The organism is Microcella sp. (genome assembly GCF_030645145.1).
GTDB lineage: Bacteria > Actinomycetota > Actinomycetes > Actinomycetales > Microbacteriaceae > Microcella.
The window spans coordinates 1-16,811 of the sequence record NZ_JAUSMI010000009.1; the positions used below are offsets into that span (position 1 = coordinate 1).

General features: G+C 69.6%; 13 protein-coding genes and 1 riboswitch. Of the genes, 9 read left to right on the top strand and 4 right to left on the bottom strand.

The features are described 5' to 3' along the window. A partial coding sequence (locus tag Q7T15_RS00430; RefSeq protein WP_304692160.1) for a magnesium transporter MgtE N-terminal domain-containing protein occupies positions 1 to 1,262 on the bottom strand: 1,262 nt, incomplete at its 3' end. 36 nt (positions 1,263 to 1,298) lie between these two features. Here Q7T15_RS00430 and Q7T15_RS00435 point away from each other — a divergent pair. From Q7T15_RS00435 to gcvP, 4 genes are all read left to right on the top strand, one after another. After that, positions 1,299 to 1,847, top strand: a complete 549-nt coding sequence (locus Q7T15_RS00435; protein WP_304692163.1) for a general stress protein — start codon at positions 1,299 to 1,301, stop codon at positions 1,845 to 1,847. A gap of 48 nt (positions 1,848 to 1,895) precedes the next feature. After that, positions 1,896 to 1,995: riboswitch (glycine riboswitch) on the top strand. Between the two features lie 167 nt (positions 1,996 to 2,162). Continuing rightward, positions 2,163 to 3,326 (top strand): glycine cleavage system aminomethyltransferase GcvT, encoded by a 1,164-nt coding sequence (gene gcvT / locus Q7T15_RS00440; RefSeq protein WP_304692164.1) that lies wholly within the window; start codon positions 2,163 to 2,165, stop codon positions 3,324 to 3,326. Between the two features lie 2 nt (positions 3,327 to 3,328). After that, positions 3,329 to 3,703, top strand: coding sequence for a glycine cleavage system protein GcvH (gene gcvH, locus Q7T15_RS00445; RefSeq protein ID WP_304692167.1), 375 nt, complete (start codon positions 3,329 to 3,331; stop codon positions 3,701 to 3,703). A gap of 15 nt (positions 3,704 to 3,718) precedes the next feature. Further along, positions 3,719 to 6,673, top strand: coding sequence for an aminomethyl-transferring glycine dehydrogenase (gcvP, locus tag Q7T15_RS00450; protein WP_304692168.1), 2,955 nt, complete (start codon positions 3,719 to 3,721; stop codon positions 6,671 to 6,673). Here gcvP and Q7T15_RS00455 read toward each other — a convergent pair. Together Q7T15_RS00455 and Q7T15_RS00460 are read right to left on the bottom strand one after the other, a co-directional pair. Then, positions 6,670 to 7,179, bottom strand: a complete 510-nt coding sequence (locus tag Q7T15_RS00455; RefSeq protein WP_304692170.1) for a peroxiredoxin — start codon at positions 7,177 to 7,179, stop codon at positions 6,670 to 6,672. The genes gcvP and Q7T15_RS00455 overlap by 4 nt on opposite strands. A 9-nt stretch (positions 7,180 to 7,188) precedes the next feature. Next, positions 7,189 to 7,986, bottom strand: coding sequence for a CPBP family intramembrane glutamic endopeptidase (locus Q7T15_RS00460; protein WP_304692172.1), 798 nt, complete (start codon positions 7,984 to 7,986; stop codon positions 7,189 to 7,191). A gap of 375 nt (positions 7,987 to 8,361) precedes the next feature. Here Q7T15_RS00460 and Q7T15_RS00465 point away from each other — a divergent pair, with 375 nt between their 5' ends. From Q7T15_RS00465 to Q7T15_RS00475, 3 genes are all read left to right on the top strand, one after another. Beyond that, positions 8,362 to 10,179 carry an ABC transporter family substrate-binding protein gene (locus Q7T15_RS00465; protein ID WP_370689063.1) on the top strand — a complete coding sequence of 606 codons (1,818 nt, stop codon included), beginning with the start codon at positions 8,362 to 8,364 and terminating at the stop codon, positions 10,177 to 10,179. An 87-nt stretch (positions 10,180 to 10,266) separates the two neighbouring features. Beyond that, on the top strand, positions 10,267 to 11,790 hold the full coding sequence (locus Q7T15_RS00470) for an ABC transporter permease (protein WP_304692174.1): 1,524 nt from the start codon (positions 10,267 to 10,269) through the stop codon (positions 11,788 to 11,790). After that, positions 11,790 to 12,989: an ABC transporter permease gene (locus tag Q7T15_RS00475; protein ID WP_304692176.1), complete on the top strand. Its 1,200-nt coding sequence runs from the start codon at positions 11,790 to 11,792 to the stop codon at positions 12,987 to 12,989. Before Q7T15_RS00470 ends, Q7T15_RS00475 begins: the two co-directional genes overlap by 1 nt. A gap of 23 nt (positions 12,990 to 13,012) precedes the next feature. Here the strand turns inward: Q7T15_RS00475 and Q7T15_RS00480 are convergent, their stop codons facing one another. After that, positions 13,013 to 13,618, bottom strand: coding sequence for a PH domain-containing protein (locus tag Q7T15_RS00480; RefSeq protein ID WP_304692178.1), 606 nt, complete (start codon positions 13,616 to 13,618; stop codon positions 13,013 to 13,015). A gap of 50 nt (positions 13,619 to 13,668) precedes the next feature. Here Q7T15_RS00480 and Q7T15_RS00485 point away from each other — a divergent pair, with 50 nt between their 5' ends. Together Q7T15_RS00485 and Q7T15_RS00490 are read left to right on the top strand one after the other, a co-directional pair. Then, positions 13,669 to 15,342, top strand: a complete 1,674-nt coding sequence (locus Q7T15_RS00485; protein ID WP_304692180.1) for an ABC transporter ATP-binding protein — start codon at positions 13,669 to 13,671, stop codon at positions 15,340 to 15,342. A 131-nt stretch (positions 15,343 to 15,473) separates the two neighbouring features. Continuing rightward, on the top strand, positions 15,474 to 16,811 hold a 1,338-nt coding region (locus Q7T15_RS00490; protein ID WP_304692181.1), incomplete at its 3' end, for a GTP-binding protein.

The window sequence follows — 16,811 nt, forward strand, 5'->3', positions numbered from 1 at the left end:
CGGCGGGCGCGCGGCGGCAGCGGCGCGTCGTGCTCGGCGCTGCGCCAGTCGTCGGGCAGCAGGTAGTCGAGGACGTCGTCGATCGTGACGAGACCGACGAGGCGGCGCGTCTCATCGACGACGGGCAGGGACACGAGGTCGTAGCTCGCGAGGCGGCGCGAGACCTCGGCGGCCGAGGTGTCGGGCGTCACGGGCTCGATGGTCTGGTCGAGCAGAGTGCCGAGGCGCTCGTGCGGCGGGTAGCGGAGCATCCGCTGGAAGTGCACCATCCCGAGGAAGCGGCCGGTCGGCGGCTCGTACGGCGGGAGCGTCACGCAGATCGCGGCGCCGATGGCGGGCGCGAGCTCGTGCCGACGGATGAGCGCGAGACCCTCGGCGACGGTCGCGTCGGCCGAGACGATGATCGGCTCGGTCGTCATGAGACCGCCCGCGGTGTCGGCGTCGTACGAGAGGAGGAAGCGGACATCCTCCGCCTCGTCCGGGTCCATGAGCTCGAGCAGGTGCTCGCCGCGCGTCGTCGGCAGCTGCGCGATGAGGTCGGCGGCGTCGTCCGGCTCCATGTTGTCGAGCACGTCCGCGGCGCGGTCGTCGTCGAGCTGGGAGAGGATCTGCACCTGATCCGACTCCGGCATCTCCTCGAGCGCGTCGGCGAGGCGGTCGTCCGGGAGCTCCTCCGCGACCTCCATGCGCCGCTCCTCCGAGAGCTCGAGGAGGGTGTTGGCCAGGTCGGCGGGGAGCAGGTCGGTGTACTGGGCGATGAGCTGCTCGGCGCTCTGGCCCTCGGCGCCCGACGCGCGCTCGGTCACGTCGACCCAGCGCGCGAAGACCGTGCTGCCCTTCGCGAAGGGCGCGGCGACCGGGCGTGGGCGGCGCAGGAAGAGCTGGCCGACGGCCCACTCGCCGGGGCCCGACTCCTCGATCGCGACGTCCTCGATCGTCGCCTCGCCGCTGCCGTCGCGCAGCGACACGCGTCGACCGATCATCTCGGCGAGGACGCGCACCTCGCCGCCGCGCTGCTCGAAGCGGCGCAGGTTGATGAGGCCGGTCGTGATGATCTGCCCGAAGCCGATGCTCGTGACGCGGCCGATGGAGAGGAACACCCGGCGCCGGCCGGGCACCTCGACGACGAGGCCGACGACGCGCGGAGCATCCGTTCGCCGGTACACGACCAGGACGTCGCGGACCTTGCCGACCTTGTCGCCCGCGGGGTCGAAGACGGAGCACCCGCTCAATCGGGCGACGAATACTTTCGCGGCGCTCACGCTGAAACCCTACCGCCGGGCTGACACAATGAGCCGATGACGAACAGCAGCCCCTTCGCGCGCCGAACCGCCGCGTCGCCGGTCGTTCCGCGCGGCGATGTGCTCGGCACCTACGACAGCTACCCCGAGGCGCAGAAGGTCGTGAACCGCCTCGCGCTCGCCGACTTCCCCGTCAAGAAGCTCTCGATCGTCGGCAACGATCTGAAGACCGTCGAGAAGATCACCGGCAAGCTCACCTATGCCCGCGCGGCGCTCGCCGGGGCCGCGAGCGGCGCCTGGTTCGGTCTCTTCATCGGCCTGCTGCTGTTCCTGTTCTCGCCGACGGGCGACTTCTCGTTCATCCTCGCGGCAGCCCTCATCGGCGCCGGCTTCGGCCTGCTCTTCGGCGTCGTCTCGTACGCCCTCAACCGGCGACGCCGCGACTTCACCGCGACCCACCAGGTGCTCGCGAGCAACTACCAGATCATCATCGACCCGAACCTCACCGCGCGCGCCCAGCAGGTGCTCGCCGAGGGCCCGTCGCACCGCGATCACGACGCCGCGCCGGATCCGGCCGACGAGGCCGCGGATCGCCCCGTCGATTGATACCCTGAACCTGCAGGACAGCTCGACCACAACCGAACATCGGGCCGCACAGCGAGTGCGGGAGAGCCGACGGGGCCCAGGCCGCCGACGGCACCGAAGGAGCAAGCCTCCCCGCCAATCTCTCAGGTACGCGTACCGCTCTCGCCAGGCCACTCTGAAAAGCAGAGCGCATCCCGACGCCGTCGTCGGCGACGAGCGCTCTCGCCCACGGTGAAAGCTCGCCCCGACCGGCACGACCGGAGATGGCGCGTGAAGCTCTCAGGCACCATGACAGAGGGGGAGTTCCACCGGCCTTCAGCGCGTCAGGAGAACTCCGTGTCCGATCTCGCAGCGTCCGATCCCGCTTCGCCCGCTCCCGCCGCGACCCCGCGGTTCTCGCCCCTGCACGAGCAGCACGTCGCGCTCGGCGCGAGCTTCACCGACTTCGCCGGGTGGCAGATGCCGGTCCGCTACACCTCCGATCTCGCCGAGCACCACGCGGTGCGCACGGCCGCGGGCCTCTTCGACATCTCGCACATGGCCGAGATCGCCGTCATCGGCGAGGCCGCCGGAGCCTTCCTCGACGAGGCGCTCGCCGGTCGGCTGAGCGCGCTCGCGGTCGGCAGGGCGAAGTACTCGCTCATCCTCGACGAGCGCGGCGGCATCATCGACGACCTCATCGTCTACCGCATCACCGATCACGAGTTCCTCGTCGTCGCGAACGCCTCGAATCGGGATGCCGTGGTCACCGCCCTCACGGAGCGCACCGCCGATCACGGCGTCGCGATCGACGACCGCACCGACGCCACGGCCCTCATCGCGGTGCAGGGGCCCGCTGCGCGCGCGGTGCTCGAGGCGACGCCTCAGTTCCTCGCCCCCGAGCTCGACGACCTCACGTACTACGCCTGGACGACCGGCACGTTCACCGGGCCGGAGGGTGACGACTCCGTCGAGGTCCTCGTCGCCCGCACGGGCTACACGGGCGAGGACGGCTTCGAGCTGTACCTCGACGTCGCGCACGCCGCCGCGCTCTGGCAGGCGCTGCTCGCCGCCGGCGCGCCGCTCGGCCTGCAGCCGTGCGGGCTCGCGGCGCGCGACACCCTCCGGCTCGAGGCGGGCATGCCGCTCTACGGTCACGAGCTCGGCACGAGCATCCACCCCGTTCAGGCGGGTCTGGGTCGCGTGGTCGTGACGGCGAAGGAGTCCTTCGTCGGCAAGGCCGCGATCGAGGCCGGCCCCGGCGACGACGCGCGCGTGCTCGTCGGCCTCACCGCGGAGGGCCGCCGCGCCGCTCGCGCCGGCTACCCCGTCATGAGCGGCGAGGAGGTCGTCGGCGAGGTCACCTCGGGCGCGCTCTCGCCGACCCTCGGCCACCCCATCGCGATGGCCTTCGTGCACCCGGCGCACGCCGAGCCCGGCACGACCCTCGATCTCGACGTCCGCGGCAGCCGCATCCCCGCGACCGTCGTCCCGCTCCCCTTCTACACGAAAGAGACCTGACCATGAGCGCCGTTCCCGCCGACCTGCAGTACACCGCCGAGCACGAGTGGGTGCGCCTCGAGGGCGATGTCGCCACCGTGGGCATCACGCAGTACGCCGCCGACGCGCTCGGCGACGTCGTCTACGTCGACCTGCCCAAGGTCGGCTCGAGCGTGACCTCCGGCTCGATCGTCGGCGAGGTCGAGTCGACCAAGTCGGTCGGCGAGCTCTACGCGCCGCTCGACGGCGAGGTCGTCGAGGCGAACGACGCCGTCGTCGACGCGCCCGAGACCATCAACTCCGACCCGTACGGCGACGGCTGGCTCGTCAAGGTGCGCGTCTCCGAGACCCCGACGCTCATGAGCGCCGACGAGTACCGCGCCCTCATCGGCGAGTAGGAGCATCCGCACCCCATGTCTCTCGATTTCAGCGCCCGCCACATCGGCATCGACGACTCCGCGCGGCAGCTCATGCTCGACGCGCTCGGCTACGCCTCACTCGATGCCCTCATGGATGCCGCGGTCCCGTCCGCGATCCGCCAGACGGCGCCGCTGCGCAGCCTGCCCGCCCCCGCGACCGAGGCCCAGGCCCTCGCCGAGCTGCGCGCCATCGCCGCCGAGAACCGAGTGCGGACGAGCCTCATCGGCCAGGGCTACTACGGCACGATCACGCCCGCGGTCATCCAGCGGAACATCCTCGAGAACCCGAGCTGGTACACGGCCTACACGCCGTACCAGCCCGAGATCTCGCAGGGCCGGCTCGAGGCGCTGCTGAACTTCCAGACCATGGTGAGCGAGCTCGCGGGCCTGCACACCGCGAATGCCTCGATGCTCGACGAGGCGACCGCCGTCGTCGAGGGCATGCTGCTCGCGCGCCGCGCATCCAAGAGCTCATCGAACGTCTTCCTCGTCGACAGCGACCTGTTCGCCCAGACGCGCGCGGTGCTGGATGGGCGCGCTGAGGCCGTGGGCCTCGACCTGCAGTATCTGCCGCTCGCCGACACCGACCCGGCCGACCTGCCCGAGGCGTTCGGCGTGTTCGTGCAGTACCCCGCCGCCTCGGGCCGCATCTGGGATCCGTCGGCGATCATCGCCCGCGTCAAGGAGCAGGGCGGCCTCGCGATCGTCGCCGCCGACCTCCTCGCGCTCACGCTCATCACGAGCCCCGGCGAGCTCGGTGCCGACGTCGCCGTCGGCACGACGCAGCGCTTCGGCGTGCCCATGGGCTTCGGCGGACCGCACGCCGGCTACCTCGCCGTGCGCGAGGGCCTCGAGCGTCAGATGCCCGGCCGCCTCGTCGGCGTCTCGCGCGACGCCGACGGCCGCCCCGCCTACCGGCTGACGCTGCAGACGCGCGAGCAGCACATCCGCCGCGACAAGGCGACGTCGAACATCTGCACCGCCCAGGTGCTCCTCGCGGTCATGGCGTCGATGTTCGGCGTCTACCACGGGCCCGACGGGCTGCGCCGGATCGCCCAGCGCGTCGCCCGCACGACCGCCGCCTTCGCCGACCGTCTCGTGGCGAACAGCGTCGACGTCCTCAACGACTCGGCCTTCGACACGCTCACGATCGCCGTGCCGGGGCGCGCCGACGACGTCATCGCCGCCGCGCGCGATCGCGACATCCTCCTCTGGCGCGTCGACGCCGATACCGTGCGGCTGAGCTTCGACGAGCAGTCGTCGACCGACACGACGCTGATCGCCGAGCTCTCCGGCGTGTTCGGCTTCATGCCGGGGTCGGGCATCCCGGGCGTCGGACCGGCCGAGCCGGCCACGCGCATCCCCGTCGCTCTCGAGCGCGCCTCCGAGTTCATGACGCACCCGGTGTTCCACACCCACCGCAGCGAGACCGCGATGATGCGCTACCTCAAGCGCCTCGCCGACCGCGACTACGCGCTCGACCGCGGCATGATCCCGCTGGGCTCGTGCACGATGAAGCTCAACGCGGCGACCGAGATGGCCGCCGTCACCTGGCCTGAGTTCAGCGCGCTGCACCCGTTCGCCCCGCTCGAGGACGTCCAGGGCTCGCTCGTGCTCATCGGCATGCTCGAGACGTGGCTCGCCGAGCTCACGGGCTACGACGCCGTGTCGCTGCAGCCGAACGCGGGCAGCCAGGGCGAGCTCGCGGGTCTTCTCGCGATCCGCGGCTACCACCGCTCGCGCGGCGACGAGCACCGCACGGTCTGCCTGATCCCGTCGAGCGCGCACGGCACGAACGCGGCCTCGGCCGTCCTGGCCGGGATGCGCGTCGTCGTCATCGCGACGACCGAGACCGGCGACGTCGACCTCGTCGACCTGCGCGCCAAGATCGAGGCGCACCGCGACGAGCTCGCGGCGCTCATGATCACGTACCCGTCGACGCACGGCGTCTACGAGCACGACGTCATGGAGGTCACGGCCGCCGTGCATGAGGCCGGCGGTCAGGTGTACATCGACGGCGCCAACCTCAACGCGCTCCTCGGCTACGCCCGGTACGGCGACATCGGCGGCGACGTCAGCCACCTCAACCTGCACAAGACCTTCTGCATCCCGCACGGCGGGGGAGGGCCCGGCGTCGGACCCGTGGCGGCCAAGGCGCACCTCGCCGAGTTCCTGCCCGGGCATCCGCTCGCCCAGATGGATGTCCACCCGCCGTTCGACATGACGACCGGCAGCGCCGGCACGGTCGAGCACCGCGGAGCACCGGTCTCCGCCGCGCCGTTCGGCTCGGCGAGCATCCTGCCGATCTCGTGGGCCTACGCCCGCATGATGGGCGCCGAGGGGCTGACGGATGCGACGGCGAACGCCGTCCTCGCCGCCAACTACGTGGCGCTGCGGCTCCGCGAGCACTACCCGGTGCTCTACGCGGGCGAGAACGGTCTCGTGGCCCACGAGTGCATCCTCGACCTGCGCCCGCTCAAGGAGTCGACGGGCATCGGCAACGACGATGTCGCGAAGCGCCTCATGGACTACGGCTTCCACGCCCCGACGATGTCGTTTCCCGTCGCGGGCACGCTCATGGTCGAGCCGACCGAGTCGGAGGACCTCGCCGAGCTCGAGCGGTTCATCCAGGCCATGATCGCGATCCGCCTCGAGGCCGATCGCGTCGCAGCGGGGGAGTGGCCCGCGGGCGACAACCCGCTCGTCAACGCTCCGCACACGGCCGAGAGCGTCATCGCCGGCGAGTGGGAGCACCCCTACTCGCGCGAGCTCGCCGTCTACCCGGCGTCGCTCGTGGCCGACGACGAGCACGGGCCGGGCGCCGACGGCTCGGGAGGTTTCGGGGCGACGCGCGCCGACAAGTACTGGCCGCCGGTGCGCCGCGTCGACCAGGCCTACGGCGACCGCAACCTCGTGTGCGCCTGCCCTCCGATCGAGGCGTTCGCCTAGGAGGCGGCGGAGGCGTCGAAGCCGGGGACGCCCGGCAGCAGCGCGAGCTGCTCCCGGATCGTCGCCGCGCTCTGGTACGTCACGCCGACGAGCGCGACGTGCTTCCAGCGGAGCACGCCATCGGCGTCGATGACGAAGATCGAGCGGCGCACGCCGACCCCGAAGAGCCCGACCCCATAGGCGTCGACGACGTCGCCGCGCTCGTCCGCGAGGAGCGGGAAGGTGAGCTTCGAGCGCCGGGCGAACGACTCGTGCGACGCCGCGCTCTGGCGGCTGATCGCCCACACCTCGGCCCCGAGCTCCTCGAAGCCGGCGAGCTCGCTCTGGTAGTTGCAGAGCTGCGCGGTGCAGCCAGGCGAGGCGTCGGCGGGGTAGAACGCGAGCACGAGGGGCGAGCCGCGGTGCTCGCGCAGCGAGAAGAGCCGGTGCTGAGCATCCGCGCCCCGCATCGTCACGCCGGGAAGGGTGAAGTCGGGGGCGAGCTGACCGATCTCGGGCTGGGGCATGCGGTGAGGCTAGGCGGGCAACCCGAGAAGTTCCGGGAACTCCGACGCGGCCCAGGGGTATCCCACGAAGATCACAGCGTCGAGGGCGGTGTGACCGATCACGAGGGGGAGCACGCGGCCCGTTCGCGTGTAGATCCAGCCGAACACGATGCCCATGACGAAGTTGCCGATGAACGCGCCGAAGCCCTGGTACAGGTGGTACGTGGCCCGGAGGAGCGCGCTCGTGAGGATGATCGCCCACGGGCTCCAGCGGAGGTCGCGCAGGCGGGCGAAGAGGTAGCCGACGGCGATGACCTCCTCGGTGACACCCGCGCGGAGGGCCGCGAGCAGGAGCACCGGAACCGTCCACCAGTAGGTGTCGAGCGCGGTGGGCACGACGGTCACGGTGATGCCGAGCGCGCGGCCCGCGACGTAGAGGGCGAGGCCGGGGACTCCGATGAGGACCGCGAGGCCCAGACCGTCGCGCGCGTCGCGCCACGGCCTCGTTCCGTCGATGCCGAGGCGCCCGAGATGCGGTCGCGCCGCCCGCCACAGCAGGAAGGCCACCAGGGCCACCGCGACGAGGTCGAAGAAGATGGCGAGCAGCTGGTAGATGAGGTCGAAGACCTCGCGCTCGTCGCGCGAGAGGTTGATCGTGGCCGTCTGCTGCGAGAGCGGCACCTCGCGCGTCACGCGGTTGACGATCGCGACGAGCGAGTACACGGCGCTCGCCCCGAGCGACAGGCCGAGGACGATGAGGATCTCCGCCCGGATGCGGCGTCGAGAGGGGATGCCCGTGCTGACGTCGGGCGCGGAGAGAGCGGTCACGGCAGAAGTATCGCGCGTGAGCCTCGCCCGCACCCGACCGCGGTTGTGGGCGAAGGGCAGGATTGGGCCTCGGAATCGCCTGCTCTTTAGAGCACGGGAACAGATCCGCAGCCGACGGATGCTCAGCTCAGGTCCGGCGGGCGCGCACCGTGCCGGGAGGATATGCGTCCGGACGCAAGCATCGTGCGTCGTGAGGCCGTCGTGACGCAATTATCCGGAGCCGTGCACAGCATTGCTCGAATGTCGTTACTGGTGTGTAACGAATACCCCTAGGGTTTGGCGGGGATATGACCCTCTCTCTAGGGTCATACCCAATAGGCGTGACGGCGCGCTCAAACTGCGGCCGACGCGTGTCCATCTTGCACAGGAGGAAAATTGCGAATCAGCAGAATCGGGGCAGCTAGCGCGGCCACGATCGCGGCGAGCGCCCTCGTCCTCTCGGCTTGCGCTGCACCGCAGCAGGAGTCCGAGGTCGTCGAAGGAAGCTCCATCACGGTCGCGTGGAACCAGCCGTTCTACTCGTACAACAGCAACACGTCGTTCGGTAACGCCACGGCGAACGCGAACATCGTGTACATGACGAGCGGCGCGTTCAACTACTACGACAACACGCCCGAGCTCCAGAAGGACGAGTCGTTCGGCACCTACGAGGTCGTCTCGGAGGACCCGCTGGTCGTCGAGTACACGATCGCCGATGGCGTTCAGTGGTCCGACGGCACGCCCGTCGACGCCGCCGACATGCTCCTCGCGTGGGCCGCGAACTCGGGTGTGCCCAACACCCCCGACTTCGACCCGAGCGAGTTCACGGACCCGGAGACCGGTGAGTTCACCGAGGACTACCCGACCGACGTCGTCTTCTTCGATGGCTCGCTCGGTGGCGGCCTCGAGAACGTCTCCGAGGTTCCGGAGATCGATGGCAACACCATCACGCTCACGTACGACAACATCTTCGTCGACTGGGAGCTCGTGTTCGGCGTCGGCCTCCCGGCCCACGTCGTCGCGCAGCGCGCGCTCGGCATCGAGGACGCCCAGGAGGCGAAGGACGCCCTCGTCGAGGCCATCCAGAACAACGACGAGGAGGCGCTCGCGTCGATCTCGTCCGTCTGGAACTCCGACTGGAACTTCTCGGAGATGCCCTCCGAGGAGGACGCCAACCTGCTCGTCGTCAACGGCCCGTACGTGATCTCGGACTTCGTGGCCGACCAGTACATCACCCTCACGGCGAACGAGAACTACGTCGGTGAGAACACCCCGCAGATCGAAGAGGTCACCGTCCGCTTCATCACCGACCCGCTCGCGGCCGTCCAGGCGCTCGCGAACGGCGAGGTCGACGTCATCAGCCCCCAGGCCACGGCCGACGTGGCTGACGCGCTCGCCGAGCTCGACGGCGTCACCGTTCTGAACGCCGTCGAGGCGGTCTACGAGCACATCGACCTGCAGTTCGACCAGTCGAAGAGCGGCACGTTCAACGACCCGCTCGTGCGCGAGGCCTTCCTCAAGACGATCCCGCGCCAGCAGATCGTCGACACGCTCATCAAGCCGCTCAACCCCGAGGCCGAGGTGCGCAACTCGCAGCTCTTCGTCCCCGGCGCGCCTGGCTACGACGAGACCGTCGAGGGCAACGGCATGGCCGAGAACTACGGCGAGGTCGACATCGAGGGCGCCGCGGCGCTCCTCGCCGAGGCCGGCGTCACGAGCCCTGAGGTCTGCATCCTCTACGCGACGAACAACCCCCGCCGCGTGAACGAGTTCGCGCTCATCCAGGAGTCGGCCAACCAGGCCGGCTTCAACGTGACCGACTGCGGCAGCGACAACTGGGGTGGCCTCCTCGGCACCCCCGGTGCCTACGACGCCACGTTCTTCGGATGGCAGTCGACGAGCCTCGGTGTGACCAACAGCTCGGCGACCTTCCGCACCGGCGGCATCAACAACCTGAACTACTACTCGAACCCCGAGGTCGACGAGCTCCTGACCGAGCTCGACACGGCCCTGGAGCCCGAGCGCCAGATCGAGATCCAGCTTGAGATCGACCGTCTCCTCATGGACGACGCGTACGGCCTCACGATCTTCCAGTTCCCCGGAGTCACGGCGTACAGCGACCGCGTCGAGGGCGTCAGCCCCGGCCCGCTCTCGCCGACGATCTTCTGGAACATCTGGGACTGGACGCCGACTGACGACAGCGAAAGCGAGTAAGTCCGAGCCTCTCGGGCTGATCACGTCAGTCAGCTGACTCAGCACTCGGGGCGCTCCAGGATTCAGTTAGGTAGGGTGCCATTTCCGATGGCCACATTCGTTATCCGGCGACTCATCGCCTCCGTCTTCGTCCTCCTCGCCGCGACGTACATCATGTACAACCTCGTGGCGCTCTCGGGTGATCCCCTCGAGGACCTCCGCCAGAGCAGCGCTCCCAACAAGGAGCAGCTCATCGAGTCGAGAATCCGACTCCTCAACCTCGATGTCGCACCGCCGCTGCGGTACTTCATCTGGTTCGCCAACGTCATCACCGGCAACTTCGGCGTCACCGTCGAGGGCCGCAGCGTCAACGCCCTGCTCGAGCAGGCCCTCGGGTCGACCGTGCAGCTCGTCACGATCTCGACGATCGTCGCGATCTTCCTCGGTCTGATCGTCGGCATCACGACGGCTCTCCGTCAGTACTCGGGCTACGACTACAGCGTCACCTTCATCTCGTTCCTCTTCTTCTCGCTCCCGATCTTCTGGGTCGCCGTGCTGCTCAAGCAGTTCGTGGCCATCGGGTTCAACGACTTCCTCGAGGACGACCCGCAGCTCCCGCTGCTGCTCATCGCGGTACTCGCTCTGGTATCGGGCGCTCTGTGGGCATCGGTCATCCCGGGGTCGGCGCGCCGCAAGGCCATCACCTTCGCGATCGCCGCCGGAGCCACCGTCGCGCTGCTCACCGTCATGAACCTCACCGACTGGTTCAGCAGCCCGTCTCTCACCATCGGCGGCGTCGCGATCATGGGCATCGGAGCCGCGGTCGGCTTCACCGCCATGATCACCGGGCTCGCCAATCGCCGCGCGCTCATCGCCGCCCTCATCGTCGCGGGCCTCGGGATCGCGCTCTACTACCCGTTCCAGTACAACCTCTCGTTCTACGTGACCGAGTGGTGGATGCTTCTGGCGCTCGCCGTCCTCACGGTCCTCGTGAGCGGGGCGATCGGGTACTTCGCCGGCGGGCATGACCGAGGCCCGGTCATCCGCGTCGCGATCTTCACCGGCCTGACGGCAGCGTTCGTCATCGCGCTCGACCGCTTCATGCTCGTGTGGGACGACTACGCGAACTCGGGCCGCGTCCGCGGCCGACCCATCGCGACGATCGGCGCGTCGACGCCAAACCTCGAAGGGTCGCTGTGGGTGGAGGGCGTCGACATCTACACGCACCTCCTGCTGCCGACGCTCGCCCTCATCCTCATCTCGTTCGCGACGTACACGCGGTACTCGCGCGCGAGCCTGCTCGAGGTGCTCAACCAGGACTACATCCGCACGGCGCGAGCGAAGGGCCTCTCCGAGCGCACAGTCGTGGTCCGCCACGCCTTCCGCAATGCGCTCATCCCGATCGCGACGATCGTGGCCTTCGACATCGGCGGGCTCATCGGCGGTGCAATCATCACCGAGCGCGTCTTCGGCTGGACGGGCATGGGCTCGCTGTTCCAGAACGGCCTCCAGCGCGTCGATCCGAACCCCGTCATGGCCTTCTTCGTCATCGTCGGCGGGCTCGCGATCCTGTTCAACCTGATCGCCGACCTCGTCTACGCCGCCCTCGACCCGCGAATCCGAGTGAACTGATGACCAACTCATCCATTCCCGAGCCCGGGCACAGCGCGGGCAGCGTGACCGATGCCGAGAACAACCTCGAGCTCAAGGAGATCGAGGGCCTCAGTCAGGGCCAGATCGTCCGACGGCGCTTCTTCCGGCACCGCGGCGCTCTCGTGTCGATGGTCGTGCTCGCGTTCATCATCATCCTGGCGTTCTCCTCCGTCGGCTTCGCCTTCAGCTTCTTCGGCATCGACATCCGGACCCCTGGCTGGTGGCAGTGGACCTGGACGCAGATCCCGACGCCGCAGAACGGCGGCGCACCGACGCTGAGCCTCGTCCCGGAGTTCATGGGCGGCGACGGAGTCCGCTTCGGCGACCACCCGTTCGGCCAGGACGAGGTCGGCCGCGACATCTTCGCCGTCGTCATGCGCGGAACGCAGCAGTCGATCGTCATCATGTTCGTCGTCGGCATCATCGGCGTGACGATCGGCACTGTCGTCGGCGCGATCTCCGGCTTCTTCCGCGGCTGGCGCGACTCGGTGCTCATGCGCTTCACCGACATCATCATCACGATCCCCGTGATCGTCGTCGGTGCCGTGGTCGGCCGCGCGGTCGGCAACCAGGGCGCGTTCGCCCTCGCGGTCGTGCTGGGCCTGTTCGCCTGGACGGGCCTCGCGCGCCTCGTGCGCGCCGAGGTGCTGAGCCTGCGCGAGCGCGAGTTCGTCGACGCGGCGCGCGTCGCCGGAGCGAGCAATCGCCGCATCATCTTCAAGCACGTCCTGCCCAACGCGATCGGCGTCATCATCGTCAACGCGACGCTGCTCATGGCTGCGGCGATCCTGCTCGAGACGGCACTGAGCTTCCTCGGCTTCGGCGTGCAGTCGCCCGACACCTCGCTCGGCAAGATCATCAGCGACAACCAGGCGGCCTTCGGTACGCGTCCGTGGCTGTTCTGGTGGCCGGGTGCGTTCATCATCGCCATCGCGCTGTGCATCAACTTCATCGGCGACGGTCTGCGCGACGCCTTCGACCCCCGCCAGAAGCGACTGCCCAGCTCCCGCGCGCTCGCTCGGGCGACGGCCAACCGCAACGACCTCGCGCGCGCCGAGGCGCTCGTGGGGACGCGCGGTGCCGACAACCAGGTCGACGGCTCGCTCGCGCCGCGCAGCACGACGACCCTCGACGAGGGCGACGAGCGGCCGACGCACGGCTCGCGAGGCGACGCCTGATGCTCCTCCTGGCTCCCGCCGGATCAGAGAACGAGGCCCGCGAGGCAGAGCGCCACGAGGCCGAGCACGATGCCGATCTCGAGCGCATGCACGGTGCGGCGCGGCTGCGCCTCAGGCGCGTCCGGGCGCAGCAGGCCGTCGTCGCGCAGCTCCTCCCAGTGGCGGCGGATGACGTTCGCGGCGGCACCGCTGTCCGTGTTGAGGGCGTCGCCGGGGCGGATCGAGCCGGCGACGTGCGCCGACTCGGACACGCGGAGGTCGTCGCGACCGAGCGTCATGGGCGTCCAGCGCGAGCCGGCAGGCGCCGCCCAGGCCTCGATGCGCTTGCCGCCCGCGCGGAGCGTGAGCGCCCACTTCGTATCGATGAGCTGGATGCCCTCCCAGGGCAGCACCCACGAGACGAAGGGGTTGCGCACCTCGACGGCGTCCTGGCGCACCGCGACGCGCGGCAGCCAGAACAGCACGGCTGTGCCGTAGGCCATGAGGCCCAGCCACCAGCCGTAGCGCACGAGGCCGTCGATGTCGCCCGTGACCACGAACCCACCGAGACCCGCGAGCGCGAGAGCCGTCATGACGACGGTGAGCACGCGGCCGAAGAGCGGACGGAAGACGACGGGCTGGAATCGCATGACGCCAGCCTGTCAGACCGCCGCGAACTGAACGCAGGGAAGGACCTCCCGTGAGCACCACCACCCCCACCGCCGTCGAGACCGTGCTCGAGGTCGAGAATCTCGGCGTCGACTTCTGGGTCGACGGCGAGTACTACCCGGCCGCCGTCGGCCTCGACTACCGCGTCAAGCGCGGCGAGGTGCTCGCGATCGTCGGCGAGTCCGGCTCGGGCAAGTCGTCGAGCTCGATGGCCCTCCTCGGCCTGCTCCCGCCGACCGCGCGCGTCACCGGATCGATCAAGCTCCTCGGGCGCGAGATCGCGGGCCTCGACAACCGCGAGCTCCGGAAGGTCCGCGGCAACCAGATCGCCGTGATCTTCCAGGAGCCCATGACGGCCCTCAACCCCGTCTACACGATCGGCTTCCAGATCGTCGAGACGCTCCGCACGCACTACGACCTCACGCCCGCCGCGGCGAAGGAGCGCGCGATCGAGCTGCTCGAGAAGGTCGAGATGCCCGACCCGCAGACGGCGTTCAACAAGTACCCCCACCAGCTCTCCGGTGGCCAGCGCCAGCGCGCGATGATCGCCCAGTCGATCTCGTGCGACCCCGTGCTGCTCATCGCCGACGAGCCGACGACGGCGCTCGACGTCACCGTCCAGGCCGAGATCCTCGAGCTGCTGCGCAGTCTGCGCACGCGCCTCGACTCCGCGATCGTGCTCATCACGCACGACATGGGCGTGGTCGCCGACCTCGCGGACTCGATCATGGTCATGAAGAACGGCGAGGCCGTGGAGCAGGGAACGGCGCTCGACATCTTCCAGCGCCCGCAGCATCCCTACACGCAGTCGCTGCTCGCCTCGGTACCCCACCTCGGCCTCGAGGTCTCGGAGACCGGCACGTCGCGCCCGTCGCCGTCGACGACTGCGACTCCCGTGCTGTCGTTCCAGGACGTCGCGATCGAGTACCCGAAGCGCGGCCGCGTGCCGGCCTTCCTCGCGGCGGACGAGATCAACCTCGCCGTCTACCCGGGCGAGATCGTCGGGCTCGTGGGCGAGTCGGGCTCGGGCAAGACGACGCTCGGCCGGGCGGCCGTGGGCCTCCTCCCCATCAAGAGCGGCACGCTCATCTCTGCCGGGGTCGACATCTCCGGCGGCGGGACGAAGGAGCTCAAGTCGCTGCGCCGCAAGGCTGGCATCGTCTTCCAGGACCCGGGCTCGAGCCTCAACCCGCGCATGCCCATCGGCGAGTCGATCGGCGAGCCGCTCTTCCTCGCGGGCGAGGCGGAGGGGAAGGACCTCGACAAGCGCGTGCAGGAGCTCCTGACGTCGGTCGAGCTGCCGACGAGCTACCGCAACCGCTACCCGCACGAGCTCTCCGGCGGTCAGCGCCAGCGCGTCGGCATCGCCCGCGCCCTGTCGCTCGCTCCTGAGCTCCTCATCGCGGACGAGCCGACGAGCGCGCTCGACGTCTCGGTGCAGGCGCGCTTCCTCGACCTCCTCCAGGACCTGCAGCAGAAGCTTCAGTTCGCGTGCCTCTTCATCAGCCACGACCTCGCGGTCGTCGACATCCTCGCCCACCGCATCGCGGTCATGCACCGCGGCCGACTGGTCGAGCAGGGCACGCGCGACGAGATCCTCCGCAGCCCGAAGGAGGCCTACACGCAGCGCCTCATCTCGGCCGTCCCGCTGCCCGATCCGATCGCGCAGCGCGAGCGCCGCGAGAGCCGGCGCGCCGGGCTGTAGCAGCAGCGCGCAGAGGGCCGAGCGAGGCCAGACCCCCGCCCGAGAGGGCGACGGGTAGACTGGTCGCATCGCTCGGCCCTTTCTGCGTGCCCTGAGCCCCGAATCCTCCCCGAACTGAAAGCTGTTTCCGTATGGCGCTCGCCACCCGCTCCGACCTGCGCAACGTGGCGATCGTCGCCCACGTCGATCACGGCAAGACCACTCTCGTCGACGCCATGCTGCGCCAGACCGACTCCTTCGCCGCGCACGCCCACCTCGAGGACCGCGCGATGGACTCGAACGATCTCGAGCGCGAGAAGGGCATCACGATCCTCGCCAAGAACACGGCGGTGACCTACAAGGGCAAGCACGCCGATGGGCAGGAGATCACGATCAACGTGATCGACACCCACGGCCACGCCGACTTCGGCGGCGAGGTCGAGCGCGGCCTGAGCATGGTCGACGGCGTCGTCCTGCTCGTCGACGCGAGCGAGGGCCCGCTGCCCCAGACGCGCTTCGTGCTGCGCAAGGCGCTCGCGGCGAAGCTCCCGGTCATCCTGCTCGTCAACAAGACCGACCGGCCGGATGCCCGCATCGAGGCCGTCGAGGAGGAGACCCACGACCTGCTGCTGGGCCTCGCGAGCGATCTGCAGGACGAGGTGCCCGACCTCGACGTGGACGCCATCCTCGACCTGCCCGTCATCTACGCCTCGGGCCGCGCCGGCGCCGCGAGCCGCAACCGCCCCGCCGACGGCGAGCTGCCCGACAACGACGACCTCGAGCCGCTCTTCGAGGCGATCCTCCAGCACATCCCCGCGCCGACCTACGACGACGAGCACCCCCTGCAGGCGCACGTCACGAACCTCGACGCGAGCCCGTTCCTCGGCCGCATCGCCCTGCTGCGCATCTTCAACGGCACGCTCAAGAAGGGCCAGACGGTCGCCTGGGTGCGCCACGACGGCTCGCACACCAACATGCGCATCACCGAGCTGCTGAAGACCCGCGCGCTCGAGCGCTACCCGGCCGAGTCGGGCACGGCGGGCGACATCGTCGCGATCGCCGGCATCGAGGACATCACGATCGGCGAGACGATCGCCGACCCGGAGGACATCCGCCCGCTCCCGGCCATCACGGTCGACGAGCCCGCGATCTCGATGACGATCGGCACCAACACCTCACCACTCGTCGGCAAGGTCAAGGGCCACAAGCTCACGGCGCGCATGGTCAAGGACCGTCTCGACAAGGAGCTCGTCGGCAACGTTTCGCTCAAGGTCGTCGACATCGGTCGTCCCGACGCGTGGGAGGTGCAGGGTCGTGGCGAGCTTGCTCTCGCCATCCTGGTCGAGAACATGCGCCGTGAGGGCTTCGAGCTGACCGTGGGCAAGCCCCAGGTGGTCACGAAGAAGATCGACGGCAAGACCTACGAGCCCTTCGAGCACCTGACGATCGACACCCCCGAGGAGCACCTCGGCGCGATCACTCAGCTCCTC